The 26,055-nt window shown below is 66.8% G+C and carries 25 protein-coding genes; 14 read left to right on the top strand and 11 right to left on the bottom strand.

The genetic code is table 11. From position 1 onward, the window contains the following. Positions 1-326: 326 nt before the first annotated feature. The 3 genes from E0H73_RS22040 to E0H73_RS22030 all read left to right on the top strand — a co-directional run bounded on the left by E0H73_RS22040 (position 327) and on the right by E0H73_RS22030 (position 4,117). Complete coding sequence (locus E0H73_RS22040; RefSeq protein ID WP_131359475.1) at positions 327-1,220, top strand: hypothetical protein; 894 nt, start codon at positions 327-329, stop codon at positions 1,218-1,220. Positions 1,221-1,594: 374 nt separating this feature from the next. Continuing rightward, positions 1,595-2,053, top strand: a complete 459-nt coding sequence (locus E0H73_RS22035) for a hypothetical protein (protein WP_131359473.1) — start codon at positions 1,595-1,597, stop codon at positions 2,051-2,053. Between the two features lie 105 nt (positions 2,054-2,158). Further along, complete coding sequence (locus E0H73_RS22030; RefSeq protein ID WP_131359472.1) at positions 2,159-4,117, top strand: hypothetical protein; 1,959 nt, start codon at positions 2,159-2,161, stop codon at positions 4,115-4,117. 1,256 nt (positions 4,118-5,373) lie between these two features. On the opposite strand, the gene E0H73_RS22025 is transcribed toward E0H73_RS22030, so the two are convergent. From E0H73_RS22025 to yczR, 3 genes are all read right to left on the bottom strand, one after another. Beyond that, entirely contained in the window at positions 5,374-6,288 is a 915-nt protein-coding gene (locus E0H73_RS22025) for a hypothetical protein (RefSeq protein WP_131359470.1), read from the bottom strand. A 95-nt stretch (positions 6,289-6,383) separates the two neighbouring features. Continuing rightward, positions 6,384-7,046 carry a peptide-methionine (S)-S-oxide reductase MsrA gene (gene msrA / locus E0H73_RS22020; RefSeq protein WP_131359468.1) on the bottom strand — a complete coding sequence of 221 codons (663 nt, stop codon included), beginning with the start codon at positions 7,044-7,046 and terminating at the stop codon, positions 6,384-6,386. A gap of 88 nt (positions 7,047-7,134) precedes the next feature. Beyond that, positions 7,135-8,577 (bottom strand): MocR-like transcription factor YczR, encoded by a 1,443-nt coding sequence (gene yczR, locus E0H73_RS22015; RefSeq protein WP_131359466.1) that lies wholly within the window; start codon positions 8,575-8,577, stop codon positions 7,135-7,137. A 62-nt stretch (positions 8,578-8,639) separates the two neighbouring features. Between yczR and yczE the strand changes: the two genes are divergently transcribed. Then, a complete protein-coding gene (yczE, locus tag E0H73_RS22010) occupies positions 8,640-9,332 on the top strand; it encodes a membrane protein YczE (RefSeq protein ID WP_131359464.1) in 693 nt (230 codons plus the stop codon). Here yczE and E0H73_RS22005 read toward each other — a convergent pair. Together E0H73_RS22005 and E0H73_RS22000 are read right to left on the bottom strand one after the other, a co-directional pair. Beyond that, positions 9,301-9,609: an ArsR/SmtB family transcription factor gene (locus E0H73_RS22005; protein ID WP_238164161.1), complete on the bottom strand. Its 309-nt coding sequence runs from the start codon at positions 9,607-9,609 to the stop codon at positions 9,301-9,303. The genes yczE and E0H73_RS22005 overlap by 32 nt on opposite strands. A gap of 33 nt (positions 9,610-9,642) precedes the next feature. Continuing rightward, on the bottom strand, positions 9,643-10,074 hold the full coding sequence (locus E0H73_RS22000) for an SRPBCC domain-containing protein (RefSeq protein WP_131359460.1): 432 nt from the start codon (positions 10,072-10,074) through the stop codon (positions 9,643-9,645). Between the two features lie 128 nt (positions 10,075-10,202). On the opposite strand from E0H73_RS22000, the gene E0H73_RS21995 reads away from it, so the two are divergent. Genes E0H73_RS21995 through E0H73_RS21985 form a run of 3 tightly spaced genes read left to right on the top strand, consistent with a single transcriptional unit; the run spans position 10,203 to position 13,993 of the window. After that, positions 10,203-11,357, top strand: a complete 1,155-nt coding sequence (locus E0H73_RS21995) for a cystathionine gamma-synthase (protein WP_131359458.1) — start codon at positions 10,203-10,205, stop codon at positions 11,355-11,357. Beyond that, the gene (locus E0H73_RS21990) at positions 11,358-12,731 is read left to right on the top strand and encodes a glutamate mutase L (RefSeq protein ID WP_131359456.1); all 1,374 of its coding nucleotides are present in this window, start codon (positions 11,358-11,360) and stop codon (positions 12,729-12,731) included. Between the two features lie 32 nt (positions 12,732-12,763). After that, entirely contained in the window at positions 12,764-13,993 is a 1,230-nt protein-coding gene (locus E0H73_RS21985) for an AI-2E family transporter (protein ID WP_238164160.1), read from the top strand. Here the strand turns inward: E0H73_RS21985 and E0H73_RS21980 are convergent. From E0H73_RS21980 to E0H73_RS21970, 3 genes are all read right to left on the bottom strand, one after another. Then, entirely contained in the window at positions 13,973-14,404 is a 432-nt protein-coding gene (locus tag E0H73_RS21980) for a hemerythrin domain-containing protein (RefSeq protein ID WP_131359454.1), read from the bottom strand. The two genes, E0H73_RS21985 and E0H73_RS21980, sit on opposite strands and share 21 nt — an antisense overlap. Positions 14,405-14,476: 72 nt before the next feature. Next, positions 14,477-16,090 (bottom strand): MDR family MFS transporter, encoded by a 1,614-nt coding sequence (locus tag E0H73_RS21975; RefSeq protein WP_131359452.1) that lies wholly within the window; start codon positions 16,088-16,090, stop codon positions 14,477-14,479. Then, the gene (locus E0H73_RS21970) at positions 16,087-16,689 is read right to left on the bottom strand and encodes a MarR family winged helix-turn-helix transcriptional regulator (RefSeq protein WP_131359450.1); all 603 of its coding nucleotides are present in this window, start codon (positions 16,687-16,689) and stop codon (positions 16,087-16,089) included. Before E0H73_RS21970 ends, E0H73_RS21975 begins: the two co-directional genes overlap by 4 nt. Positions 16,690-16,929: 240 nt before the next feature. Between E0H73_RS21970 and E0H73_RS21965 the strand changes: the two genes are divergently transcribed. The 6 genes from E0H73_RS21965 (at position 16,930) to E0H73_RS21940 (ending at position 22,003) form a co-directional block, all read left to right on the top strand. After that, positions 16,930-17,817 (top strand): type II CAAX endopeptidase family protein, encoded by an 888-nt coding sequence (locus E0H73_RS21965; protein WP_131359448.1) that lies wholly within the window; start codon positions 16,930-16,932, stop codon positions 17,815-17,817. Beyond that, positions 17,805-18,536, top strand: coding sequence for an SDR family oxidoreductase (locus E0H73_RS21960; protein ID WP_131359446.1), 732 nt, complete (start codon positions 17,805-17,807; stop codon positions 18,534-18,536). Before E0H73_RS21965 ends, E0H73_RS21960 begins: the two co-directional genes overlap by 13 nt. Before the next feature lie 89 nt (positions 18,537-18,625). Beyond that, entirely contained in the window at positions 18,626-19,573 is a 948-nt protein-coding gene (locus E0H73_RS21955; protein WP_131359444.1) for an ABC transporter ATP-binding protein, read from the top strand. Next, positions 19,573-20,355 carry an ABC transporter permease gene (locus tag E0H73_RS21950; RefSeq protein WP_131359442.1) on the top strand — a complete coding sequence of 261 codons (783 nt, stop codon included), beginning with the start codon at positions 19,573-19,575 and terminating at the stop codon, positions 20,353-20,355. The genes E0H73_RS21955 and E0H73_RS21950 overlap by 1 nt, the downstream gene beginning before the upstream one ends. Next, the gene (locus E0H73_RS21945; RefSeq protein WP_131359440.1) at positions 20,355-21,167 is read left to right on the top strand and encodes an ABC transporter permease; all 813 of its coding nucleotides are present in this window, start codon (positions 20,355-20,357) and stop codon (positions 21,165-21,167) included. The genes E0H73_RS21950 and E0H73_RS21945 overlap by 1 nt, the downstream gene beginning before the upstream one ends. Before the next feature lie 74 nt (positions 21,168-21,241). Next, positions 21,242-22,003: a hypothetical protein gene (locus E0H73_RS21940; protein ID WP_131359438.1), complete on the top strand. Its 762-nt coding sequence runs from the start codon at positions 21,242-21,244 to the stop codon at positions 22,001-22,003. Here E0H73_RS21940 and E0H73_RS21935 read toward each other — a convergent pair whose 3' ends face one another. Next, entirely contained in the window at positions 22,004-23,263 is a 1,260-nt protein-coding gene (locus E0H73_RS21935; protein ID WP_131359436.1) for an aminoglycoside phosphotransferase family protein, read from the bottom strand. A gap of 53 nt (positions 23,264-23,316) precedes the next feature. Between E0H73_RS21935 and ilvA the strand changes: the two genes are divergently transcribed. Beyond that, positions 23,317-24,519 (top strand): threonine ammonia-lyase, encoded by a 1,203-nt coding sequence (gene ilvA, locus E0H73_RS21930; RefSeq protein WP_131359434.1) that lies wholly within the window; start codon positions 23,317-23,319, stop codon positions 24,517-24,519. Here the strand turns inward: ilvA and E0H73_RS21925 are convergent. Then, positions 24,512-25,543 (bottom strand): alpha/beta fold hydrolase, encoded by a 1,032-nt coding sequence (locus E0H73_RS21925; RefSeq protein ID WP_131359432.1) that lies wholly within the window; start codon positions 25,541-25,543, stop codon positions 24,512-24,514. The two genes, ilvA and E0H73_RS21925, sit on opposite strands and share 8 nt — an antisense overlap. Continuing rightward, entirely contained in the window at positions 25,540-25,992 is a 453-nt protein-coding gene (locus tag E0H73_RS21920) for a MarR family winged helix-turn-helix transcriptional regulator (RefSeq protein WP_165555769.1), read from the bottom strand. Before E0H73_RS21920 ends, E0H73_RS21925 begins: the two co-directional genes overlap by 4 nt. Positions 25,993-26,055: the final 63 nt, after the last annotated feature.

Here is a 26,055-nt window from a genome sequence, read left to right as displayed (position 1 = left end):
GGCTGGAACGACCGATCCCACCCCTTCGCCTGGACCAAGACCGCAGACCAGATCCTTAAGAAGGCCAACCGTCAGAAGACCTCAGACGCGCGGCACTAGTCGTTAGCCGGGAACGGTACGCCGGTGTTGCTGTGGCACCTGTAGCCGTTCGGGTTTTTCGCGGCGGGCAATTACTGCTGCCGGTGGCGATACCGCGACGGCGATAGAACGTCGATGAGACGGCAGCACCTGACACACGGGCCGCCGACTTACGCCACGTTCCCCCAAGGTCGAGCCCTTGCGCCTCTATTGCGAACCGGGCAGCCTTGGGACAGGGGGTGGTATCGATGGGTTATCCGGATTTTCAGTCTTCCATCGAACGGCTAGAAAGTTTGCTTCGGAGGATCGCCTTGGCCGAGGCCCGGGTTCGTGCCTGGACGGAGGCAATGCACTCCGACGAGATACACGAAATATACGGCCGTCTGCTGGAAAGTGCCGTTGACCCCATAGCGGGCATCGTGGCGATGGTCGAGTCGCTGCCCTATCCATCCGAGCAGCCCAAGCTCGGGACTGCTTACGAGGCGATGCGGCCTCTGCCGGCCCCAGGCGCTACGACCTGGGAGGTTATACCTCGATCCGACTACGCGGCGAAGCTCCGGGAGCCGCACAGGCAAGGTGACAGCAGCCCGCGGCAGCTGACTATCGACGTCTACGTCGAGGGCGATCTCGACAGCAAGGCCGAAGAGAACAGAATGCGCGCTGTCATCGCAGCGACGCATCGGCTGGCAGAGTCCGTCGGAGCAGAGAAGATTTCCGTTACCGATGAAGGCCGGGGCTCGCTCTGGGAGCGCGCGAGAGCAAGGCTTGGGAAGGCACTCACCTCCGACGATGCTCGAAAGCTGCAGGAGGAAGCCATTCAGGCCGTTCGCTTGCGCGGCATGCTCCTTAATCAAGCTGAGTACGACGGGCGACAGGCTCAGGCCGTGGGCGACTTGGTGCTCAAGCTCGCTGGCGTTCGAAGCGCGGCTATTCGAGTGGGGTCAATCCTCATCGTGAAGTACTCGCCGCAACCTGACGATCCGATAATTCTCTGCCGTACGTTGACGGCGGCCGAGGTCAGGGCGCTGGATCAGTTCCCAGCAATCCTTCACAACCCACCGATGGTTATGGACCAGCTTGCGCAGGCCGTAAACCTTCTGTCCGATGAGGATCCACCTTCGACAGCGATCGGGAACGCTTAGTTGTCTGGTTCCGAGTGATCTGATCGCTGGTGGCTCCTGTCTGGTTGGGGATGTTGCACTGAGACATACTGTGGCGCATGGGAAGACCAATCCTCGTCGAGCCGCCGCCACACCTCGCTGATCTGCCGAAGGACGGACGCGGCTACCTGGTGCCAGCTGAAACGCCTTGGACCGACGGAGGACCTCGACTAGCTGGACTCGATCCGCATCGAAGCGTCGGACTCGCTATCCGTCGAGCTTGCTGCGTGTGCGGATTCGGTCTGGCGGAGGGGTCCTTAGTGTGGCGGACTCTGGCTCAGAAGGACGCGGCCAGAACTCGGGTCCACGATCCGAGGTTCAGCGTTGATACTGGATTCGGGGGACACCTCTCGTGCATGATCTATTCGGCATTCGCGTGCCCATATTGGGCGACGAGCGCAGGAAAACTGGGCAAGAAGAGCGCGATCAATCCCGGCGCGCCGCGCGGAACTCGCCCAGCGATCCTTGGGCATCGAGATATTTGGATCTTGATCCATGAGGATCCTTCACGCCCATTCCTGGGTCCGCCCAGTTCCAACCCCGCGGAGCCACTCTTTGGCTATATCGATTTGACTGGGGATGTTCCATTCCGGGAGCCAGCAGATCTCATTGAGCGCTATGAAGTTGCCGTCGCAGACGACCTGGAAAACATCGATATCACCGCCGAACGTCAGTACTGGACGAAGTTCGACGAAGACAAACTAAACGCGGTCATTGGTGAAGGTCTCAAGGCGTTGACCGGCAAACCTTTTGCTCAGCAGATCCTTTACAATAACGAGCCGAGGACCGCGTATGAGCTTCCGTTAGTCGTCTGACTATGCCACTCCGTGCCATACGCGCGCTCCCCTATGTTCCAGCCCGCAGGACTGGACTGGTGAGGGCTGGAACATAGGGGCGACCCGTAGGCCAGAATGTCCCGCATGACTGTTCGCCTGTACGTCGGCCCCGCCTACGGCATTGCAGACGCGGACGACCTCCGCGCGCGGATCGAGGCCTGGCGGTCGGAACCATCATCACCGCCTCCTCGAGCCGCACGGATCGGCGAGTACCTCCGTACCGGCGCCGGACAACTTGTCTGGGTGGGCGATGACGACGTCGTCCTTCCGCTCGCCTGGTTGGCTGATGAGTCGGCAATCTCGATCGCAAAAGTGATAGGCGATGCGTACCGACACGCGGCGGGCTTGCCAAGGCGGGCTCCTCTCGATCACGTGGCAGTTGAAGCTTGGGTCACCAATCTCAGCGGCGAAGACTTTGCTGCATTGACAGCAGCAGGGGCCCTCGAACACGCACCCACAGGCGCTGCACGTCTGGTCGTCGGCAGCAAGGTGAAGGTGCGTACTCACGCTGAGGTGCCACGGTCGGCTGACTTGGACGAGTGCACGATCTTGAAGATTGCCGCGCAGCATTTGCCGAGAGGTATGACGGTCACGGACGTTGAGCTCGACATCATCAACACTACTCACGACTTTGTAACCGTTGAGGCAACTCTCAGCCCGCGTTCGAAGCTCACTCTTGGACAGGTGATCCACTCCGGGGAAGGCGTCTCGGCCCTGCTCCAAGTAGCGGAGTTGGATGCGGCCAGGGCGTGGGCACTCGTACAGAGCGGACGGGGTGACTTGCTACTTGGGCAACAGGAGAGCGACTGGTTAGAGGTGAAGTCCGCCGCGTACAGGCTGGACGAACCCGCACAGGTCATCGAAGCTGCCCAGGATGTCGCAAGACTGGCGAACGGCGGCACCGCTGGACTGCTGCTCTGCGGATACAAGACGAAGCGGCTCCCAGGCGGAGGCGAGATGATCACGGCTCTCTCTCCAATACCGGATGACCGCGCGCAGGTCGTGCGCCTCCGGCGCGCCCTCGATCGCACGATCTATCCACCAATCCCAGGCCTGCGGATCTCCTACCTCCCCATCGCACGGTCCGCCGCCGGCGTCTTGGCAGTCTTTGTGCCACGGCAGATGCCTAGGTTGAGGCCATTCCTCGTGCACGGCGCCGTCGCGGCTGGCAGAGTGGAAGGTGCCTTCATTTCCATCGTGACGCGCCGCGACGATGAGAGCCTTTCGATCACCGCACCCCAGATCCACGCCTTGTTGGCTGGCGCTCTGGCTCAAGATCCAGCCGAACATGCCGACCGAACTGAGGATGCAGGTCTGCGGATGAACCATCCCGACGCACGTTTGACGCCCAGATTTCATCCGAGCCGTTTCGCAGATCCCCTTCAGTTTCAGCCAGACATGCCGGGCTTAAACCTGCGCGCGGCGACGAGTTTCGACCTTCCGGCTGGCTCCGAATTGTTAATTGAGCCGCGCCACCGGAAACGGCTCCTCTCGGCGCTGGACGCGTGCGGCGGGAACGCCTGGATGCAGCCTTCCGGAGCATGGCAGTCCACATCTCACGCCGTCTTCGCGCGTGAGGTCAACAACGGGTTTGAGCGGCTAACAATTACTCGCGAAACGGGTGTAAATGCGATCATTGTGATCGCTGACCATGTCGCCGGGCAAGTTGGGCAGATGGCGAGCATGGCTTTCGTCATCGACCAGTTGGCCGAGCTGATTCGGCGCAGTGCATCTGACCTACGCGCACCACTCCACACGATTTCCTCGGGCGGACGCCATCGCGTAGTAGAGGTCCATATTGAGGCACGAGGCAAAACACCACTAGGCTCATCTCGGACGGTTTCTGAATTCGCTGATTTGGCGCCGCTCGGAGAGGGGCGAACGCGAGGAATGACCGACGGAGCTACAGCGTGGCCATCGTCGTGGGCTACGGCCGGCGCCGAACGCGCCCTCGCACTCGAAGCCTTCCGACGCACGGCGCTTGACTGGGGGTATCTGGACCCTGATCCCGCATTCGCTGCGCTTGGATGGTCCCAGGGCTGAACGGCGTCGTGCTGACTACCGGAGGCCGGCGTCCTCGACTTCTGCCTAGGGGACATCGGGGACAGGCCCGGCCCAGCGCCCCCAAGTTCCGGCCCTCGCGACTCGACTCGTGAAGGCTGGAATATAAGGGGTCGTGAGTTACATCGAACATGTGTTCCTATATGAGGATGACAAGTCGCGGGATCGGCGATGTACGGCGGGTGCTTGGTCAGCCGAAGTCGTGGATCGACCAGACCTTTCCCAAGCCTGCGCCGCAGCTACCCGATGCCCGCCGTGAACTCAAAGGTGCAATCACTCCGTGATCAGTGGCTGGCCGGCGGGGTCTCTGACGACTTCTTCTATCCGACGCTTCGGCGACTCGAGCAGCAGCGCCGGGAGCTTCGGAACGACGAGGCAAGGCACGCGGCATCGCAACTGCGTGCGCAGTCAGACCTCTCGGACATTCGGCGGCGGTGGTACGCCAACGACCTTGACTTGTCGCAAAAGCGCGCCCTAGTCAAGGAGGCACTCCATGCTGTCATCGTTCACCCGGTCGGACCTCGCGGCCGCGGTAGAGCTGCCTTCAACCCCGACTTGTTGGAGCTGGTATGGCGTAGGTGACTCGCTGCGCGTCGAACTGGATCAGAGCAGTCTCCAGGACCTGAGGGCTGCCTCCCACTGGTCAACGGCCTGACGCGCTACGGCGAGGGCATCGACTAGCCGCCGGCCGTGGTGGATCTCGAGGCTTATGCGCCAAGGCGGGCCCGCCCCAGGGCGGGTCGCCCGCAGAGCGCCGAAAGTCGGCTTATCGGGGCTCATCGGACGCCGCGTTAGGGGTCCGTGCTTCGCGACGTTGCCCAGATCGTGCGCTAGTGCTGCGCCGTGGGGGTGGCTTCGCAACATCGCATTCGCGGCTTGCTCAGCCACCCCCTGGCGCACCACCGATTCTCGTAGTGCCCAAAGCTCAATGAAGACCTGATACAACCGCCGCTGAGCGTCGAACAGGTCCGCGTTGGATGGTTGCTCGGGCCAGGTCGCCTCAAGACGTGCCAGCTCTTCAGCAACCTCTCGCCAACGCCGACCCGGGTCGCGTTCATGGTGACCGGGGCCAACGCTCAGCGAGAGACTCGATGCGATGCTCAGTTCTGAAGCCATTCCGAGCTGAATGGTCACGCCTCGATGCCCGCACGCAGAGCACGGCGGTCTTTCGGTGTCCTGCTCAGACCCAGCTGGAAACTCATGACCGCAGGCTGAGCAGAACGTGCGTGCACCAACCATCACTCACTCACCCTCGTGCTGATTCGGCGAGCTAGGCCCGAGGAGAACCAGAGCACCAGAGTGACCGCGATACCGAGGGCTGCTTCCGCTTCCGCTCGAGTAACGTCCTTGATACTGCCGCCTGGATTGGCGTGTCGCTGTTGGTTGTGCCAGAGCGTCCTGAGCATTGCCAACAGAGTTTCCCCGGAAGCCTGTTTTGCCGCATCGAGCCCGCCAACGGTCCAGTTGCCGACGGTGTCTGCTATATGCGCGACGACCGTCCCAAGGGTTGCGGTGTTGGACTTGGGCAGGGCTATACCCAACGTGACTGCCTCGACTGCCAAGACTGCGTCGCGATATGCGATGTCGTAGTTCGGCTCTGGTCGGTAGCACGCATTCCATGCCGACGCGATCTTCCGCGCCGCGTCCGTGGGCGCCGACGTGACCAGATCGACCTGCGCCCGGGTCGTCTCGTTCACCCGCTGCTCGAGTCCCCAATGAGGCTTGGCTACGGCCTTCCACAATGACCCTCCCTGGATCAGGATCTCCTCCAGCGAGACGATCGTTGCCTGAGGCCTTTCGTTTGAGACCAATCGGCCACTCCGGATTGCGTCATACCTCTTCTCCTGGTCTCGAAGCAGGTAGTCGATGAGAGTCAGCCGTTCCTCATCGCCACTGTTCGACCAGTAGTGGTTCAGCATTGATTGGGCATCCAGACTGACACCCGGAGCGTGCAGATCAACTCTCAGATGGCGCTCTACCTCATAGATGAGCGGCATGGAACCCTGGGCCGCTCGGTCCATCACCCAGCGCCACAATGACCGTTCGAGCCACTGCGGGACGCCATCCACCAGGGCCTTGTAGTTGTTGGTCCCGGTTTGTGTGTCCCGAAGGCTCAGGGGGACCCAATCGGAGGTCTCCTCGTTGGCAGTCACCTGATGCACCCCTCGGGCTTGGTCGAGCCACGACAGATCTACAACGAACGGCCAGCATCAGGTGACCTACACCCGATGCTGGCTGGTGCTGCTCGTCAGTCCTGGTTTGTCGCTTCTGTGGGGAACGGTACGCCGGTGTTGCTGTGGCAGCGGTAGCCGTTGGGGTTCTTGAAGTCGGACAGGTACTGCTGGTGGTAGCCCTCGGCGTAGTAGAAGGTGGTGGCGGGGGCGATCTCGGTGGTGATGTCGCCGTAGCCGAGGGGCTTGATGACGGGGGCGTAGAGGTCGCGGGTGCGTTCGGCCTCCGCGCGCTGGGCGTCGGTCGTGTAGTAGATCGCCGAACGGTACTGGGAGCCGAGGTCGTTGCCCTGGCGCATGCCCTGGGTCGGGTCGTGCGTCTCCCAGAACACCTTCAGCAGGTCGGTGAAGGTGGTCTTGGTGGGGTCGTAGACGACGCGGACGGCCTCGGTGTGACCGGTGCGGCCGGTGCAGACCTCCTCGTACGTCGGGTTCGGGGTGTAACCACCCGCATAGCCGACGGCCGTGGTGTATACCCCTGGCAGCTGCCAGAAGATCTCCTCGGTGCCCCAGAAACACCCGGTGCCGAACCAGACCTCCTCGAAGCCCTCCGGGGCAGCGGCGGTCTGCGGCGTACCGAGCACGATGTTGTCCGCCGGTACGGCGAATCCGGGCTCCGGCCGGCCGGGCAGTGCGGCCTCGGGCTCGACCAGGGCTGTGTTGCGCTTGAAGAACGACATTCTCACGCCTCTCGCAGAAGTACTCTCATGATCCTTCAACGCCCGGGGTAAGGCGAACCTTCCGCACACCCCTTACGGCGCGATGACGTCAAGCGATCATGGCCGCCGTACGCCGGGCCGGTGCCCCACCCGTGGTCAGCGATGCGTACGACGCGGCCAACTGGCCGACCCCGTCACGCAGCGCATCCACATCGAGCGTGAACGGCAACCGGATGAACGACTCCAGCCCACCATCCGGCGAGAACCGCGAACCGGACACCAGCAGTACGCCGTTCCGCTGCGCGACCCCGACCAGACTCGACCCAACCGGCTCAGGCAACTCGCACCACAGCGACAACCCACCACCCGGCACCCGGAACCGCCACGACGGCAACTCGGAAGCCACCGCCGAAGCCAGCGCATCCCGCCGCCGCGCGAGCTCCAACCGCCGCTCCGGCAGAAGCGTCGCCCGCTGCCGCAGCAACCCGGCGACGACCAACTGCTCGAGCACCGGCGCGCCCAGATCCATCGACGCCCGCGCGTCCAGGATCCGCGCGACCAGCGCCTCCGGCACCCGCATCCACCCGATCCGCAGCCCACCCCAGAACGACTTACTCACCGACCCAATGGTGATGACTCCGTCCGGGTCGTACGACGCGAACGGCGGCGGCATCTCCTGGCCGTCCAGCGACAGCTCGAACAGCGTCTCGTCCACGATCGCCGTCGTCCGGCTGCGGGCGAACGCGATCGCCAGCCGCTGCCGGTCGGCGGCCGGCATCAACCACCCGGTCGGGTTCTGGAAGTCCACCACCAGCCAGGCGGCCCGCGGGGCCGTCTGCCTGATCGTTGCCTCCAGCAAAGGAAGGTCCCAGCCGCCGGGGCTCATCGGCACCGCTACCACCCGGCAACCGCTACGCCGGATCGCGTCCACGGAATTCGGGTGCGTCGGGCTCTCGGTCAGCACCCGGTCGCCGAACTGCGTGATCGCCCGGATCGCGATCGACGTCGCCGCGAGCGCACCAGCGGTCACGATGATCTGGTCCGGCGTCGTCGGCAGCCCGCGCTCCGCATAGGCGGCCGCGATCTCCGAACGCAGTACTGGCAACCCCTGCGGGTGGTACCCGGGCGTCGCAAGGTGCACCGGCAGATCCCCGGCCGCTTCCGCCACCGCCGTACTGATCCCCGGTACGGCGGACGGCGCCGCGCAGGTGAAGTCGTAAAGCCCGTCCGTATCGATCCCAGGCGCATGGTGCCGCCCGAGCTCAGGCGCAACCTTCGATGGAAGAGCGGTGACGCTCCCTGACCCGCGCCGGCTCATCAGGTAGCCGCTGTCGCGCAACTCCCGGTACGCCGAGGCGACCGTCGTACGGCTGACCCCAAGAGCCTCGGTCAACTCGCGCTCGCTCGGGAGCCGCGAGCCCGGGATGATCCGGCCGTCTGCGATCAGGAGCCGGAGCCGGTCGGCCAGCACCCGGTACGCCGGGCCGGAGTCTTCGGCCCAGGAGCCGAGCAAGCCGGAGAGCGTACTGGCGGGGAGATATTGCCGCTGCATGCAGTCCACTATTGCGCAATTGGCTATCGATCACCAGGCCAGTTGCTCCGCAAACTGGAGAAGTGACCGCCACTTCCCCCGCACCGCCTCGCCAACTGGCGCCCCTGAACCCGATCCAGCAGCTGAGGGCAGGCCACCTGCCCCGGCGCCTGGTCCAGCTGTACGTCGGCCTCACCCTGTACGGCGCCTCGATGGGCCTGATGATCCAGGGCAACCTCGGCCTGGACCCGTGGGACGTGTTCCACTCCGGCATCACCAAGCACCTGCCGCTGAGCTTCGGCACCGTGGTGATCGCGATGAGCTTCGTCGTACTGCTGGCCTGGATCCCGCTGCGGCAGTGGCCCGGTCTCGGCACGATCAGCAACGCGATCGTCATCGGCCTGGTGACGGACCTGACCCTGGCGACGGTCGACCGGCCGGACGCGCTCTGGCTCCGGATCGTGTTCATGCTCAGCGGCGTCGTGGTGAACGCGCTGGCCGGCGCTCTCTACATCGGCGCCCAGTTCGGCCCCGGTCCCCGCGACGGCCTGATGACCGGCCTGGTACGTCGTACCGGCCTCAGCGTCCGCTTGGTCCGGACCTCGATCGAGGTGACCGTGCTCGTCATCGGCTTCCTGCTCGGCGGCGTGATCGGCGTCGGCACCGTCGTCTACGCCCTGTCGATCGGCCCGCTCGTCCACTTCCTGCTGCCGATCTTCACGGTGCGGCTCAAAGAGGTCCCCGTCAGCGTTCCAGGTGGTCTTTCAAGGCGTTGAGGCGGTGGTCCCAGTCGCGGGTGAGTGCGGCCAGGAACTGCTGGGCCAGCTGCATCGGGGCGGGCTGTAGACCGTAGCGAACGCGGCGGCGTTCGCCGTGCTCGGCGGTGACGAGGCCCGCTTCGGCCAGGAGTGCGAGGTGCTTGGCGATCGCCTGCCGAGTGATCGGCAGGCGATCCGCCAGGTCCGTCGCGGTCGAGGGCCCGTTCGCCGCGAGTACGGCGAGTACGCCGCGCCGCCGCGGATCCGCCAAGGCCACGAACACCTGCTCCGCCACCGCCTCAACCTGGTCTGTGGCGGGCATGGCAGGTCAGGCGGCGTCGAGGTAGTCGACGAGTTCGCCGAGTTCGGACGCCCAGCCTTCGGTGTTGCCGCCGTATGCCTTGGCGTACTCGCCGTCCGGCAGTTGTGCGAAGCCCGACTCGATGACGGTCAGCCGGGTGCCGGCGTCGACCGGCTCCAGGGTGAACTCGACGTACGTCCGGCGCTCGTCCTCGGCCGGCAGGCCGTAGATGTGCCAGGTGAAGCCGAACGTGGTCGGCTCGTCCACCCGCTCGATCCGCATCTCGGCCCGGTCGCCGCTGGTCCACGTCATCTCCGCGGCGCCGCCCGGCCGCAGGTCGATCTTCGCCTGGTGGCCGAACCACGTGCCGAGACCCTCGGCCGTGGTCAGCGCCGCCCACACCTTCGCCGGCGGGTGGGCGAGCTCGACGGTCCGCTCGATCTGATCTGGAAACCCCATGACATCCTCCTGGTAAATAGCAACTGTCTGGTTGCAATCCAACATATGGCAACCCATGGGTTGCGTCAAGAGTCTCAGTGCCGGACGGCCTGCGCGGAACGGATCAGACCAGGCCGTACGCTGGTCCGGTGAACACGGACCACCACTACGGCTTCGAGACGCTCGCCATCCACGCCGGGAACGAGCCCGACCCCACCACCGGTTCGGTGGTGCCGCCGATCTACGCGACCAGCACCTACAAGCAGGACGGCGTCGGCGGGCTGCGCAACGGCTACGAGTACTCCCGGTCGGCGAACCCGACCCGGACCGCGCTGGAGGAGTGTCTGGCCGCGATCGAGGCGGGCAACCGCGGCTTCGCGTTCGCCAGCGGCCTGGCCGCGGAGGACACGCTGATCCGCTCGCTCTGCGTCCCGGGTGACCACATGGTGTTCCCCGACGACGCGTACGGCGGCACGTTCCGGCTGTTCTCCAAGGTGCTGGGCAACTGGGGTGTGGAGATGACGCCGGTCGCGGTGACCCACCCGGAGGCGATCCGGGCCGCGATCCGTCCGGGCAAGACGAAGATCGTCTGGCTGGAGACGCCGACGAACCCGCTGCTGAACGTCGCCGACATCGCCATCGTCGCCCAGATCGCGCACGACGCCGGCGCCCTGCTGGTGGTCGACAACACCTTCGCCACGCCGTACCTGCAGCAGCCGCTGGAGCTCGGCGCGGACGTCGTCGTGCACTCGACCACGAAGTACATGGGCGGTCACTCCGACGTCGTCGGCGGTGGGCTGATCGTCCGCGACGCCGGCCTGGCCGAGAAGATCGCCTTCCACCAGAACGCGATCGGCGCGGTCGCCGGCCCGTTCGACGCGTGGCTGGTGCTGCGTGGGATCAAGACCCTCGGCGTCCGGATGGACCGGCACAGCGACAACGCCGAGAAGGTCGTCGAGTTCCTGCAGCGGCACAAGGCCGTCAGCCAGGTGCTGTACCCGGGCATCGACGGTCACCCCGGCCACGAGACCGCCGCCAAGCAGATGAAGCGGTACGGCGGCATCGTCTCCTTCCGGGTCACCGGCGGCGTGGAGCATGCACTCGACATCTGCAACAAGGCCGAGGTCTTCACCCTGGGCGAGTCGCTCGGCGGCGTCGAGTCGCTGATCGAGCACCCCGGCAAGATGACCCACGCCTCGGTCGCCGGCACCCCGCTCGAGGTGCCGGCCGACCTGATCCGGCTCAGTGTCGGGATCGAGACGATCGACGACCTGCTGCTGGACCTCGACCGCGCGATGGCGTAGTTGGCGCGCCTGCTGGTGGCCGTCGACTTCGGGTCGACGTTCACGAAGGCAATTGCGGTGGACTCCGGCTCGGGCGACCTGGTCGCCCGAGCCGAACACCGGACCACGATCGACACGGACGTGATGGACGGCTGGCATGCCTGCCGGAACGCCTTGCTGGAAACCGATCGCGGCGTCGAGCGCGCCGAGGTGCTGGCCTGTTCGAGTGCAGGCGGCGGACTCCGGATCGGTGTCGTCGGCAACGAAGAGCTGGTCACCGCGGAAGCCGGCCGGCGGGTCGCGCTGTCCAGCGGTGGCCGTGTGGTTGCCGTGGTCAACGGCGGGCTCACGGCAACTTCCCTCAAGGAGCTGCGCAAGGACCGCCCGGACGTGGTCCTGCTCCTCGGTGGCACGGACGGTGGCAACTCCGCCGTACTGCGTAATGCTGCCGACGTGCTGGCCAAGTACAAGTGGCGTCGGCCGGTCGTTGTTGCGGGCAACATTGACGCACAGGCCGGGATCGGCGAGACCCTCGCGGCTGCCGGCGTACCGCATGTCCTGGCGGACAATGTCGTACCCGAGATCGGGGTGTTCGCGCCGGACAGTGCGCGGGCCGCGATCCGGGAGATGTTCCTCGCCCACGTGATCGGTGGGAAGAACCTGTCCCGCGATCCGGCGTTCGCGCGGATGGTCCGCGCCGCCACGCCGGACGTCGTACTGCGTGGAGTCGAGGTGCTGGCCGGGTTGCACGGTGATGTCGCGGTCGTGGACATCGGTGGTGCGACCACGGACGTGCACTCGGTGATCGAGCTCGACCCGGAGGACGCGAACCTCGGCCGCGAGGTGGTCGCGACGCATCCCGTGACCCGCACGGTCGAGGGCGACCTCGGAATGCGCTGGAGCGCGGTCCCAGTCGTCGCCGCCGGCGTCGAGTCCGGTCTCGTCCCGGACGACAACAAGCTCCATACGGCGGCCGCTCGCCGGCACGCCGACCCGTCGTACCTCCCCGACAGCGAGCAAGAGGCGTCGTACGACGAGTTGCTCGCGAGGGTCGCGGCGACAGTGGCGTTGCGGCGGCACGCGGGTCGTCAGCGGATCGTGTTCGGGCCGGGCGGCCGGGTGATCGAGCGGTCGGGCAAGGACCTGCGCGAGGTGGACTTGCTGGTCGGGTCCGGGGGAGTACTGCGGCACAACGGGCCGGACGTTGCCGCGCGGATCCTGGGCTCCGTCGGGGTGAACGCGCAGGAGGAAGGCTGGCTCGTCCCGGAACGCGCCGAGGTCTGCGTCGACAAGGACTACGTCCTGGCGGGCGTCGGCCTGCTCGCCGACCTCGCCCCAGCCGCAGCCGAAGGGCTCGCGGCACACATTCATGGAACGGTCCGCAGCGGGCACTAGTCTCAACACCAAGCGCGAGCTGCGGAGGTGGCATGAGCGAGTCGGGGCGGGCCGAGGCGCCGGACAAAGAGAGTCCGGTGGCGGACAACGAGGTACTGGACGAGTCCAGCGATACGGTCGTGACCGAGGTCGGGTCTTCGAGCCGGGGGCGCGTGGACACCGGGGTCACTCCAGGCATGCAGATCGCGAGTGCCTGGGCCTGGCGGTTCCTGGTGATCGTCGCGGCCGTGCTCGTGATCGCCTACGGGATGCGCTACTTGTCCGAGGTGGTCGTCCCGGTCACTGTCGGGGTGCTGCTGACCGCTCTGCTGGTCCCGGTGACGGACGGCCTGCAGCGGCTGCGCATTCCGCGCGGTCCGGCGGCTGGCATCACGGTCGTCGCGACCATCATTCTCGTCGCCGGTCTGCTGACCCTGGTCGGGACGCAGATCGCGGGCCAGTTCGAGACTCTGTCCACGCAGGTCGGCGAAGGTGTGCAGAAGCTGCGCGACCTGGCCCGGATCAACTTCGGACTGAGTGACAAGGACATCACCAACGCCTTCAAACGGTTGCAGGACGAGATCACCTCCGGCGGCGCCCTCGGTCAGCGCGCGGCCGAGGTCGGTACGACGGCGACGCATGTCGTGGCCGGGCTGTTCATCGCGCTGTTCTGCCTGTTCTTCTTCCTCTACCAGGGCGAGCGGATCTGGGCCTGGCTGATCCGGCTGTTCCCGAGGCAGGCGCGCGAGAAGGCCGACTCGTCCGGGCGGAAGGCGTGGGTCTCGCTGACGGCGTTCGTCCGGGCCACCATCATCGTCGCGGCGGTGGACGCGATCGGGATCTCTTTGGGTGCGGCGATCCTCGGTCTGCCGCTGGTGAGCGCGATCGGCATCCTGGTGTTCGTCGGCGCGTTTATCCCGGTCGTCGGGGCGCTGGTCAGTGGCGTGGTCGCCGTACTGGTTGCGCTGGTCGCCAAGGGACCGATCGTCGCGATCATCATGCTGGCCGTGGTGATCGGCGTACAGCAGCTCGAGGCCCATGTGCTGCAGCCGTTCCTGCTCGGCCGTGCAGTCAGTGTTCACCCGCTCGCGATCATCCTGTCGATCGCCACCGGCGTGGTCATCGCCGGGATCGTCGGCGCGCTGATCGCCGTACCGACGGCCGCAGTACTGAACGCGATCGTCAACCACCTGGCCGGCAACGACGTCGATCCGGAACCACCGAGACCGTTGCCCCGTCGATACCTTTTCCGGGAGCGACCCTCAGCGGAAGGGGAGGGCTAGGCGCCCGGTCCCGTCGTCGTCGAGGGCGTTCAACGCGGTGACGAGTTTGCGTTCCTCGTAGGTGAAGTGGGTCTCCATCAGGGCGGCCACGGTGTCGAGCTCCCGCTTCCGCTCGGCCGGATCGAGCGCGGCGAGTTTCTCCAACCGCTGCAGGGCTTGCGCGATGATCAGGTGATCACGGGCCAGCTCCTCGAGCACCGGGCGAAGCTCCGGGTACTCCTCCGCGAGCACCATGAACGCGCCGTCGTCCTCACCGGTGTGATGCCGGGTGAGCGCCCCGCAGAACGCCAGGCAGTGGGTCAGTAGATCTTTGCCATCCGGAGCGTCCTGTTCACGCAGTACGTCGATCTGGTCGCGGAGTTGATCGTGGAAGGCGAGGAGCTGGTTCCCGAATCCTTGCAGGCGTGACATCACCGCAAGCCTAACGTGCGACGACCGGCCGCCCTCCGAAGAGGACGGCCGGTCGTTCGTTGGTGCGGAGGGTCAGTGCATCGCGGCGGCTGCGGACGCCTCCATCGAGGAGTCTTCCTCGCCGCCCTCCGGCTTCGGGCCGTCGGAGCGGCCGGCCAGCCGCTGCTCCGGGGTGATGACCGCGAGGATCAGTGCGATCGCCAGGAACGGCAGGGAGACCAGGAACACGTCGCCCATCGCGTCGACCAGACCGTGCAGGGCCCAGCCCTTCATCGGCTCCTTCAGGCCGTGCAGCGCCTGAACGCTGTTGGCCGCCTTGGCGAGCCCGTCGACCACGGTCTGGGTTGCGTTCGGAACGATGTCGCCCAGGTGCTCCTTCAGCCGGCTGGTCAGCACCGCGCCGTACACCGCGGTACCGATCGCGCCACCCATCGAGCGGAAGAAGGTCATCGTCGAGGTCGCGCTGCCCATGTGCTTGCGGGGCACGCTGTTCTGCGCGGCGGTGACGGTGATCTGCATCGACAGACCCAGACCGGCGCCCATGATGAACATGTAGATCGCGAGGTGCCAGTACGGCGTACCCAGGCTCAGCGTGGACAGCAGCAGCATCGCGCCACCGACCAGGACCGAGGAGACGATCGGGTAGACCTTGTAGCGCCCGGTCTTGCTCATCAGCTGACCGCTCGGGATCGACGCGGAGAAGATACCGACGATCATCGGCAGCAGCGCCAGGCCGGATTGGGTCGGCGACAGATCCTTGACCGCCTGCAGGTACAGCGGCAGGAAGATCAGCGCACCGAACATCGCGAACCCGAGCAGGAACGCGTACCCGGCGTACCCGGAGAAGATCCGGCCCTTGAACAGGTCCATCGGGATGATCGGCTCGGAGACCCGCAGTTCGACCAGCACGAAGGTGACGGCCAGGACGACGGTCGCGGCCAGCAGGGCGATCGTGGTGCCGGTGCCCCAGCCGTTGGTCGGGCCGCTCCAGGAGACGGCCAGCAGCAGCGAGGTGACGGCGCCGGTGACCACTGCGGCACCGACGTAGTCGATCTTGTGCGAACGCTTCACGTGCGGCAGCTTGAGCACGGCGCCGACGATGCCCAGGGCAACGAGGCCGATCGGCAGGTTGATCCAGAAGATCCAGCGCCAGCCGGGACCGTCGGTGAGCAGACCGCCGAGCAGCGGGCCGGCCACGGACGACAGGCCGAAGACGGCACCGAAGTACCCCATGTACTTACCGCGCTCGCGCGGCGGGATCACGTCACCGATGGTGGCGAAGGCCAGTGACATCAGGCCACCGGCGCCAAGACCCTGGACGGCCCGGAAGCCGATCAGCATCTCGATGTTCTGCGACATCGCGGCCAGCACGGAGCCGGCCAGGAAGGTGACGATCGCCGCGATGAACAGCGGGCGACGGCCATACAGGTCGGAGATCTTGCCCCACAGTGGCGTGGAGGCGGTCGAGGTCAGCAGGTACGCCGTGACCACCCAGGACAGCTTGTCCAGGCTGTTGAACTCGCTGACGATCTGCGGCAGCGCGGTTCCGACGATGCTCTGGTCGAGCGCCGCCAGGAACATGCCGGCCATCAGGCCGCCGAGGACGACGAGGATCTGCTTGTGGGACAGGTACCCCGGTGTTTCAGGCGCAGCGCCGCCGGTGGTGGCGGGCTCGGTGGTGCTCATGTGGTGCTCCCCAGCTTCTTGTCGGTGTTCTCGCGAGCGGTGGGGTCGCCACCGGCCGCGAAGTCTTGGGTACGGCGCTCGGCCGCGGGTGCCGGGCGCAGGCGCGGGGCGACGGCGGCCCAGCCCTTCTCTGCCCAGCTCTTCTCGATCGCCGGGTCGGTCAGGCTCGCGACTCCGTCGGCGAACCGTGTCATCAGGCGCTCGAAGGTCAGGACGTCGTCCTCGGACCAGCCGTCCATGGCTGCGCTCAGCAGCTCCATCCGGCGTCGGGCGCCGGCGTCCCACTCCTCGATGCCCTTCTCGGTCAGCTCGACCCGGAAGGCGCGGCCGTCGTCGGGGTCGGGGGAGCGGCGGACCAGGCCCAGCTGCTCCAGCGACCGCACGTGGCGGCTCGCGGTCGAGGCGTCCAGCTCCATCCGGTTGGCCAGGTCGGACAGGCGCAGCGCTCCGCTGCACCGCAGCACGAACAGCACCAGGTGGACGCTGTGGTCGATCGTGTCTCCGGGCTGCTTGGCCTTCAGCCGCCGGCCGATCCTGGTAAACGCGTGCAGCACGCCCTCGATCGGGGTCTGCGGAGAGTACGCGTCGTTTACTTGCATGCTGCAAGCATATACATGCTTGCGTGATACACGCAAATGAGTTTCCAAGATTCCTGACTGAGCCGCCACTCACTTACTCACAGTCTTCGGGTCGTCACTGTTCGTGGAAGGTGAGAACCAGTGCACGATCTAGTGACGGCGCAAGGGTGCGTTTTGTGACGCGGGGTGGGCCTAGGACCCCGGTGCTTGGTCGGTCTGGCACCCTGGTCCGGCCCTCTCGTCGCAACGAGGCTGGCTCGGGTGATATTCCTGCGAGCTGCTGGGGGACGCGTGACGGCGATCGACGGCCGGTCGGTGGACAGCGTGGTGACGACGAGGCGCCGGCTGCTGGAGTTCGGAGCGATCTGTGTCGTTCTGAGCTGGTTGCCCTGGGCGATCCTGGGACTGCTGGGCGCGAACCTCGACGAGGGCGGCGGGATGCTCGTCTTCACCCTGGCGGCGTCCGGCCCGTCGCTGGCGGCCTTGGCGATGTGGCTGTGGCATCGGGAGAAGCAGCGGCTGGTGAGGTGGTCGTGGCGGTGGCCGATCGCCGCCGTACTGCTCGGGGCATTGCCGCCACTGGCAGCGTCTGCCCTGACCGGACACCTCGCGGCGTTTCCCGACCATGCCGCCGACGTGATTGCCGGCGCCGGCGGACCGCTCGGTGCGCTGGCCTACACCCTCCTGGCCGGACCGGTCGCGGAGGAGTTCGGCTGGCGAGGTTACGTGCAGCCGCGACTGCGCAGGTACTACGGCCAGTTGGCCACGACCGTGGTCCTGGGCGCGGCCTGGGGACTGTGGCACGTGCCGCTGTACTTCCTGAACGGCACCGGTCAGCATGACGACGGACTGTTCACCCAGCAGGGACTGACCTTCTTCCTGGGGTTGTTCCCGCTGACCTACGTGATGCTGTTCGTCACCGAGCGCCTCCGCGGCGGCGTACCTGCGGCCATCCTCGTGCACGCGGCGTGGAACCTCACCGAGGAGCTGATTCCTCCGCTCGGCAACGGTGTCTGGGTGGAACTCCTCGTCCTGACCGCCACGGCGATCGCGGTCGGCTGCTACTGGCGACGCCGTCCTTCTGTGGCTCCTGCGATGCTAGACGCCGATTCGGCGAGCGACAGGAGAGTGCCAGGATGGCGCAGGTAGCAGTGGTGACCGGTGGTGGTTCGGGGCTCGGGCGCGAGATGGCGCTGGCGTTGGCGGCGGCTGGGTTCGAGGTGACTGTCACCGGGCGGACCGAGGAGAAGTTGCGCGAGACGGCTGCCCTGTCGGCTGAGGGGCGAGTGCGGACCGCGGTACTGGATGTTGCCGATGGTGAGGCGGTGCGTGCGCTCTTCGGTGGGCTCGAGCGGATCGACGTACTGGTCAACAACGCGGGGACCGGTGCGCCGGCGGCCGGGGTGGAGGATCTGGCCGAGGAGGACTGGCGGCGGGTGGTGGACACCAACCTGACCGGATCGTTCCTGTGTGCGCAGGCGGCGTTCGCGATGATGCTGCGGCAGGACCCGAAGGGTGGACGGATCATCAACAACGGCTCCATCTCGGCGCACGTCCCGCGGCCGCAGGGGATCGCGTACACGGCCAGCAAGCACGCCGTCACCGGGCTGACGAAGGGCCTCGAGCTGGAAGGCCGCGCGCACGGGATCACGGCGTGCCAGATCGACATCGGGAACGCCGCGACCCCGATGACCGAGCGGATGGGGCAGGGCGTGCTTCAGCCGGACGGAACGATCGCGGCCGAGCCGACGTTCGATCCGAAGATCGTGGCGGACTTCGTGGTCCGGATCGCCCAGCTCCCGACATCGGTCGCCGTACCCACGCTGACCGTGATGGCCGCCGGCATGCCGTACGTCGGCCGCGGTTGACCTCCAGTCGTGTTGAGGTTCTAGCGTCGATGGATGGAACCGCCCAAATCGACAAGAAACTGTCGGCCGGTCCGTCTAGGGTCGGGACCGTGAGTGAGCAGCGGGAGTCCCTGGTCCATGTCCGTGGACTGCGGAAGTCGTACGGCGACTTCGAGGCGGTCAAGGGCATCGACCTGGATGTGTGGCGCGGGGAGGCGTTCGGATTCCTCGGGCCGAACGGCGCGGGCAAGTCGTCGACGATGCGGATGATCGGCGCGGTCTCACCGACCAGCGGCGGCACCCTGCAGATCCTCGGCATGGACCCGGCCACCGAGGGCCCGTCGATCCGGGCCCGGCTCGGCGTCTGCCCGCAGGACGACACCCTCGACACCGAGCTGTCCGTCCGGGAGAACCTGACCATCTACGGCAGGTACTTCGGTCTGAGCCGGGCGGAGTGCCGCAGTCGCGCGGACGAGTTGCTCGAGTTCGTCTCGCTCACCGAGAAGGCGGACGTCAAGGTCGACGAGTTGTCCGGCGGGATGAAGCGGCGGCTGACGATCGCACGCTCGCTGGTGAGCAACCCCGACCTGTTGCTGCTCGACGAGCCGACGACCGGGCTGGATCCGCAGGCCCGGCATCTGTTGTGGGACAAGCTGTTCCGGCTGAAGCAGGCCGGCGTGACGCTGATCATCACCACGCACTACATGGACGAGGCCGAGCAGCTCTGTGACCGGCTGGTGGTGATGGACGGCGGTCTGATCGCGGCCGAGGGGTCGCCGGCCGAGCTGATCCGGGACTACTCGACGCGTGAGGTGACCGAGCTGCGGTTCGGGCCGGAGGTGATGTCGTCCGACCACGACGCACTGGCCGGGAAGGTCGAGGACCTGGCCCAGCGCATCGAGGTGCTGCCGGACCGCCTGCTGCTCTACACCGACGACGGTGAGCACGCGGTCGCGGCGGTCCACGAGCGCGGTCTGCAGCCGGCCTCGGTCCTGGTCCGGCGCTCGACCCTCGAGGACGTGTTCCTCCGGCTCACCGGCCGGACGTTGGTGGACTGATGGCGCTCGTCCTGGAGAACGGCCGTCGCCAGTTCGACTACTGGTTGACCGTCTACAAGCGGACCTGGAAGGGCACGCTGATCAGCAGCTTCCTGCTGCCACTGCTCTACCTGGCCGCGATGGGGATCGGCCTCGGCTCCTTCGTCGACCGGAACGGGACGGGTGCGCTGGGTGGCGTGAGCTACCTGCAGTTCATCGCGCCCGGGCTGCTCGCCTCCACCGCGTTGCAGGTGGCCGTGGGCGAGTCGACGTACCCGGTGATGAGTGGGCTGAAGTGGCAGAAGTTCTTCCACTCGATGATCGCGTCTCCGCTGCGGCCGGTGGACGTCGTCGCCGGCCAGTTCGGCTTCATCGCCTTCCGGGTGGGGAGCACGTGCGCGGTCTTCCTCGTGGTCATCGCCCTGTTCGGCGGGCTGAGCTCCCCGCTGGGCGTGCTCGCGCTGCCGGTGGCGCTGCTGGTCGGGATGGCCGCCGCGGCCCCGGTCGCGGCGGTGGCGACGACGCTGGAGAACGACTCCGGCTTCGCGATGATCTTCCGCTTCGGGGTGATCCCGGCGTTCCTGTTCTCCGGTGCGTTCTTCCCGGTCTCGCAGCTGCCGAACTGGATCGAGTGGCTTGCCTACCTGAGTCCGCTGTGGCACGGCGTCACCCTGTCCCGCGATCTGGCGATGGGCACGATCAACCCGCCGCTCGCGCTGCTCAACGTCGTCTACCTGCTCGCCTGGTTCGCGGTCGGCACGTGGTTCGCCGTCCGCGGCTTCACCAAGAGGCTGGTGGGCTGATGACGACTCTCACTGCCCGGGTCGTCCCGGTCCCGGCCCGCGTCCTCGGCGGCGGTGGTGGCCGGCACATCGTCGAGCGCAACTTCCTGCTCTACCGGCGGTCCTGGATCGTCTTCCTGTCCGGGTTCTTCGAGCCGCTGTTCTACCTGCTGTCGATCGGCATCGGTGTCGCGCAGTTGGTCGGCGACTTCACCCTGTCCGACGGCACCACGATCGGGTACGCCGCCTTCGTCGCGCCGGCGATGCTGGCCAGTTCGGCGATGAACGGTGCGATCTTCGACTCGACGTACAACATCTTCTTCCGGATGAAGTACGCCAAGCTCTACGACTCGATGCTGGCGACGCCGTTGCGGCCGTGGGACATCGCGACCGGCGAGGTGACCTGGGCGTTGCTGCGCGGTGCCTGCTACTCGGCGATGTTCATCGCGGTGATGCTCGGGATGGGCCTGATCACGTCCTGGTGGGCGCTGCTCGCACTGCCGGCCTCGGTCCTGATCGCGCTCGCGTTCGCCGGCGCGGGGATGGCGCTGACCACCTTCATGCGCAGCTGGCAGGACTTCGAGTTCGTTCAGCTCGCGGTGATGCCGATGTTCCTGTTCTCGGCCACCTTCTACCCGGTCGAGACGTACCCGGAGGCGATCCGCTGGCTGGTCGAGATCACCCCGCTCTACCAAGGCGTCGTGATCGAGCGCGCCCTCACCACCGGCACCGTCGGCTGGTTCCTCCTCGTCCACGCCTTCTACCTCGCCGCCATGGGCACCATCGGCATGTACATAGCCTCCCAACGCCTCGGCAAGCTCCTGCTGAAGTAGCTCGTCGTACGCGATCGGGAACTCTGTGGAACCAACCGGGTTTACATTGGCGTCCGATTGGCATGATCCGGCGGGTGAGGAATCCGATCGGGGTGTTGCGGCGGAGCCAGCAGGTGCGGTCCCAGTTGAAGGCGCCACGGGAGCGGTTGCCGGGTGGCAGCCGCCGATGGATCCGGTCGTCGATGGAGTGGATGATCACCGAGTTCGGCCGCGACGTCGTGTTGCGGCCGATCGCGCTGCCCACGGACCTCATCCCGGCCGGGTACGACGGCAGCCGGCCGGCCGCTGAGGAACTGTGCCGGCGGGTCAGCGAGCGGATGGATCTTCGGCCGGACCAATGCGCACTCAGCTTCGAACTCGTCGGCGACGGGATCCGGCGGCCGGCGTACCGGAGGTCGGCGGCGGTGGTGAAGGAACCGTCCGGCCGTTGGATCCGTGGCGTCGAGCGCAACCAGATCCAGCTCTCACCGACGCTGGCCGCCGACCCTGTCGCTCTGATCGCGATCTTCGCCCACGAGGCCGGCCACGAACTGCTGCTCGGCAGTAGCCGGATCTCGGTGGCTCGCCGGCCCGACCACGAGCCGCTGACCGATCTGCTCACCGTGTTCTACGGACTCGGGATCTTCACCGCCAACGCGGCGTACGAGCGGCGGCCGCGACCGAACGGGCGGGGCAAGCAGCCACTGGCCCGCGGCTACCTCCGCGAAGCCGCGTTGTCCGAGGCACTCGCGTACTACGCCCTGCTGCGCGGCGAGCGTCGCCCCACGTGGGACCGGTACCTCGATCCGCCCGTCCGCCGCGGCATGCGGAACCAGTTGGCCGTGCTGCACCGATGATTACTGGGCAAGGATCCGCCTGAGCCACCACACGCCGCCGCGGAGCATGGAGTCCTTGCTCGGTCCGGACAGGGAATCCGGCAGGTGCGCGTAGGTCATGACCTGGTGGAGTGCCCCCAGCTCCTCAGCCAGCTCAAGCGCACGACGCAGGTCCGCGGGCGACGCGTACGACTCCCACTCGGCCAGATAGGCATCCTTCAACCGCGGATCCGTCGACATCGGCGACCGCTGCTCGAAGAACGTCACAAGGTCCAGGAACGGATGGGACACAGCGGCGTCCGTCCAGTCGAACGCGAGCACCCGGCCATCCCGGACGGCAAGGTTCCGCGGATGCAGATCGCCGTGCAGCAGAGTCTCCGGTACGCCGATCGCGGCGAGCTCGGTGATTGCCTCACGCAACTGCTCCGCCCGCTTCGGTAGCAGCGCGCGCTCCGCGGGCGCGAGCAGCTCGGTGGCCGGGTTCGGCCCGAGCACTCGATCGATCTCCGCCTCCAGTACGGCGAGCCGGCGGTCGACGCAGCTGAACTCCAGCAGCCGGTCTGGCTGATCCGCATAGCTGCGCTGCAACCTCGCGTGCCCGCGCAGTGCGTCGATCCACAGGGAGATGTCCGGCGAGTCCCTCAACGGGGTTCCGAGGTCGGGCAGCAACATCCAAGCCCGCTTCTCGTCCACGGCCAGTGGAGCAGGCACCTCGCCGGGCCGCTCGTCGGAGAGCTGCTTCAACAGCATCGGCTCATGCGCGAACAACAGCGGTAACGCATCCGCCCGCGCCGGCCGGACAGTGCTGGAGTGCGCGAGCGCCTTGAAATACACGTCTCCCTGCGCCGTCGGGATACGCAGTACGTTCGACAAGCCCCAGGATCGCACCTGGGACCAGACGCCCGTCCGTGCGAGCTGTTCGTCGATCCACGGCAGCACGTCGTCGTACCAGCCCGGCCTCGTCCACGCAGGGGTCTCGGGGGAGTCTGCCGGCAGCGCGAGGTGGTCGCGCGCGGCCACGACCGCCGGATCGTCGAGATCCTGCACCCACCGAGCATCCGCCGGAACAGAGCCGGTGGAGAGCATCAGGTAGTTGACCGGCTCTTCGTCGAGGCAGGTGAGGACGACGGCCTCGATCGACAGCTGATCGCGCAGTGCCCGGACCGCGGTCTCCACGTCCGGGAACCAGAGCTTCTCGGCGACCTCCACCTGCGGGAGGCCGGACGGCAGCACGAGGACCGCCTCGTCGGAGGGGCGAACCACGACAGCCGTGACCTTCATGAGCCGCAGCGTATGTGGCGGGTGCAACTGGTTTTGGTGCGTAGGGTAAAGCCGTGATCGATGCCAAGGACATCGTGCGAGCGGCCGACCTGTTGCATGACGTGGTGGCGCCGACGCCGCTGGAGTACTCGCGCTGGCTGAGCGAACTGGTCGGCGGCGACGTGTTCCTGAAGTGCGAGAACCTGCAACGCACCGGGTCGTTCAAGCTGCGCGGCGCGTACGTGCGGATGGCCCGGCTGTCCAAGGCCGAGCGGAGACGCGGTGTGGTAGCGGCGAGCGCCGGCAATCACGCCCAGGGCGTCGCGCTCGCCGCGCAACTCCTCGGCATCAAGGCGACCGTGTTCATGCCACATGGCGCACCGATCCCGAAGGAGAAGGCGACCCGGGCGTACGGCGCGGAGATCCGCTTTGTCGGTACGTCGATCGACGACTGTCTGCGGGCGGCGCACGCGTTCGAGGCCGAGACAGGTGCGGTGCTGATCCATCCGTTCGACCACCCCGACATCGTCGCCGGTCAGGCCACCACAGGGCTCGAGATCGTCGAGCAGTGCCCCCAGGTACGGACGGTCGTCGTACCGACCGGTGGTGGCGGCCTGATCGCCGGGATCGCGTCGGCGATGCAACGCGACGGAGCCCCGATCGAGGTCGTCGGGGTGCAGGCCGCGGGCGCGGCGGCGTACCCGGCCTCGCTCGCAGCCGGCGAGCCGGTCCAGCTGGCGGAGATGGCGACGATGGCGGACGGGATCGCGGTCGGGCTGCCGGGCAAGGTCCCGTTCGAGGCGGTCCAGCAGTACGTCGGGGACATGCGCACGGTCGGCGAGGATTCGTTGTCCAAGGCCCTCTTGCTGCTGCTCGAGCGGGCGAAGCTCGTGGTCGAGCCGGCCGGCGCTGCCGCGGTGGCCGCCGTACTGGACGAGCCGGAGCGGTTCAAGCCGCCGGTCGTGGTGGTGCTGTCCGGCGGCAACATCGACCCGCTGCTGCTGATGCGCGTCATCCGGCACGGCATGGCCGCAGCCGGGCGGTACCTGTCGCTCCGAGTGCGGATCCCGGACATGCCCGGCGGCCTGGCCACCCTGCTCACCCAACTGGCCGGGATGGACGCGAACCTCATCGAGGTACTGCACGAGCGCATCTCGGAGACGCTGAATCTGGACGAGGTCGAGGTGGCGCTGCAACTCGAACTGCGGGGCGAGGACCACCGCGACCGCGTCCTGGCCGGTCTGACCGGCAACGGCTACACGTACACGCTCAACTGACCAGCGGACGGACATGCGCGAGCAGGCTGACCAGCATCTTGCCAGGCTCCTCCCAAGGCAGCAGATGTGACGAGCGCTCGAACCAGACCGCCTGCTTGTACGGCGCCTTGACCGCCTCGATCCACTCGGCCGTCGGGGCACTCGGCGTCGTGTAGTCGTGCCGCCCGAGGAACATCACCACCGGGATCGGGAACTCGGTGACCCCGGTGAAGTCGACCTCCAGCAGCTGGTCCAGCACCCGGCCGAGGGTGAACATGTTGCCCTCGCCAATGGTTTCGGCCTCCTCGAGCGTGTACTCCGGCGACAGCAACGCAGCCTGGAAGAAGTAGAGCGAGTTGTCCCGATAGGCGGTCAGACCGCCGCGGTACTGCGCCCAGTCCCGGGCGATGATGATTCGCTCCCGGGTCACCGGCTCGTCACCGGGGTACGGCGCGATCGACTCGAGCTGCTCGAGTGCCTCGGTGTGGTTGTGCGCGCGGGCCTGCTCGAGGGCGTACTCGAACGAGAGCCGCTCGTTGGTCCGGGAGTTGATGAACTGGCCGATCCCGACGTAGGCGTGGAACAGGTCGGGCCGGGCGAGGGCCGCATGTGTGGCGATCACGGTGCCCCAGCTGTGACCCATCAGGATCACCTTGTCGAGGCCGTACCGCTCGCGGATCTGCTCGGTGAGCTCGATCGCGTCGGCGACGTACTGCTCGATCTTCAGTGTGTCCGCGATGGTCTCCGGATCGATCGTGCGGAAGGTCCGGCCGGCGGCGCGTTGGTCGTACGTGACGACCGTGAAGTATTCCTCGATCGGCCGCTGGTACTGCCACGTCACCGGCGACAGCGGCGACGCGGGACCACCGTGCACGAAGAGGATGACCGGGTTCGACCGGTCCTGACCACGGGCGTAGACCCAGTGATCGACGCCTCCGGCGGTGAGTTGGTAGCTCTCCTGGATGCCCTCGGGCGCGACGATGCGGTTCAGGTCCTCGATGACTTCCCGAGCTTCCTCGGCGGTCAGGAGCGGTTCGTCAGTCATCCACCGATGGTAGGGGGATCACAGCTCTTGACCAGTGGTGCGTGCAGCCGTTCGGCGAGCACCCGGCGCTGGGTCGGCTCGGCTTCTGCCTGAACGTGCAGACCGTCGTCGGTGAGCCGCACGTTGACCGCGCGCCGATCCTCGGGGCACATGTGCCGCTCGACCAGGCCGGCGGTCTCCAGCCGGCCGATCACTCGGGACAGCGCGCTCTGGCTGAGATGGACCGACTTGGCGATGGTCTGCACCTTGGCGGAGTGCTCGGGCAACTCGGCGAGACGCTCGAGCACCTCGTACTCACTCATACCCAGCGAGTGGCCGGCCTGCAGAGCCCGGTCGAGGGCGCAGGTCAGGTCGGCGTGGCGAGCCAGCAGCTCGCGCCATTCCCTCACATCTGCACTGACATCGGCGCTGGTCTCACCAGGACCGGCGCTGACCTTCGTGGCGGTCATGGAGGCGACCATAGCATGCACGCGCATTCAATGCAAACGCATTTAATGCCTAGACATTAGATG

This window comes from Kribbella pittospori (assembly GCF_004331465.1).
In the GTDB taxonomy this organism is placed as follows: Bacteria; Actinomycetota; Actinomycetes; order Propionibacteriales; family Kribbellaceae; genus Kribbella; species Kribbella pittospori.
The sequence above is the reverse complement of the archived record's forward strand: the minus strand, read 5'-3'. Positions and strand labels throughout refer to the sequence as shown.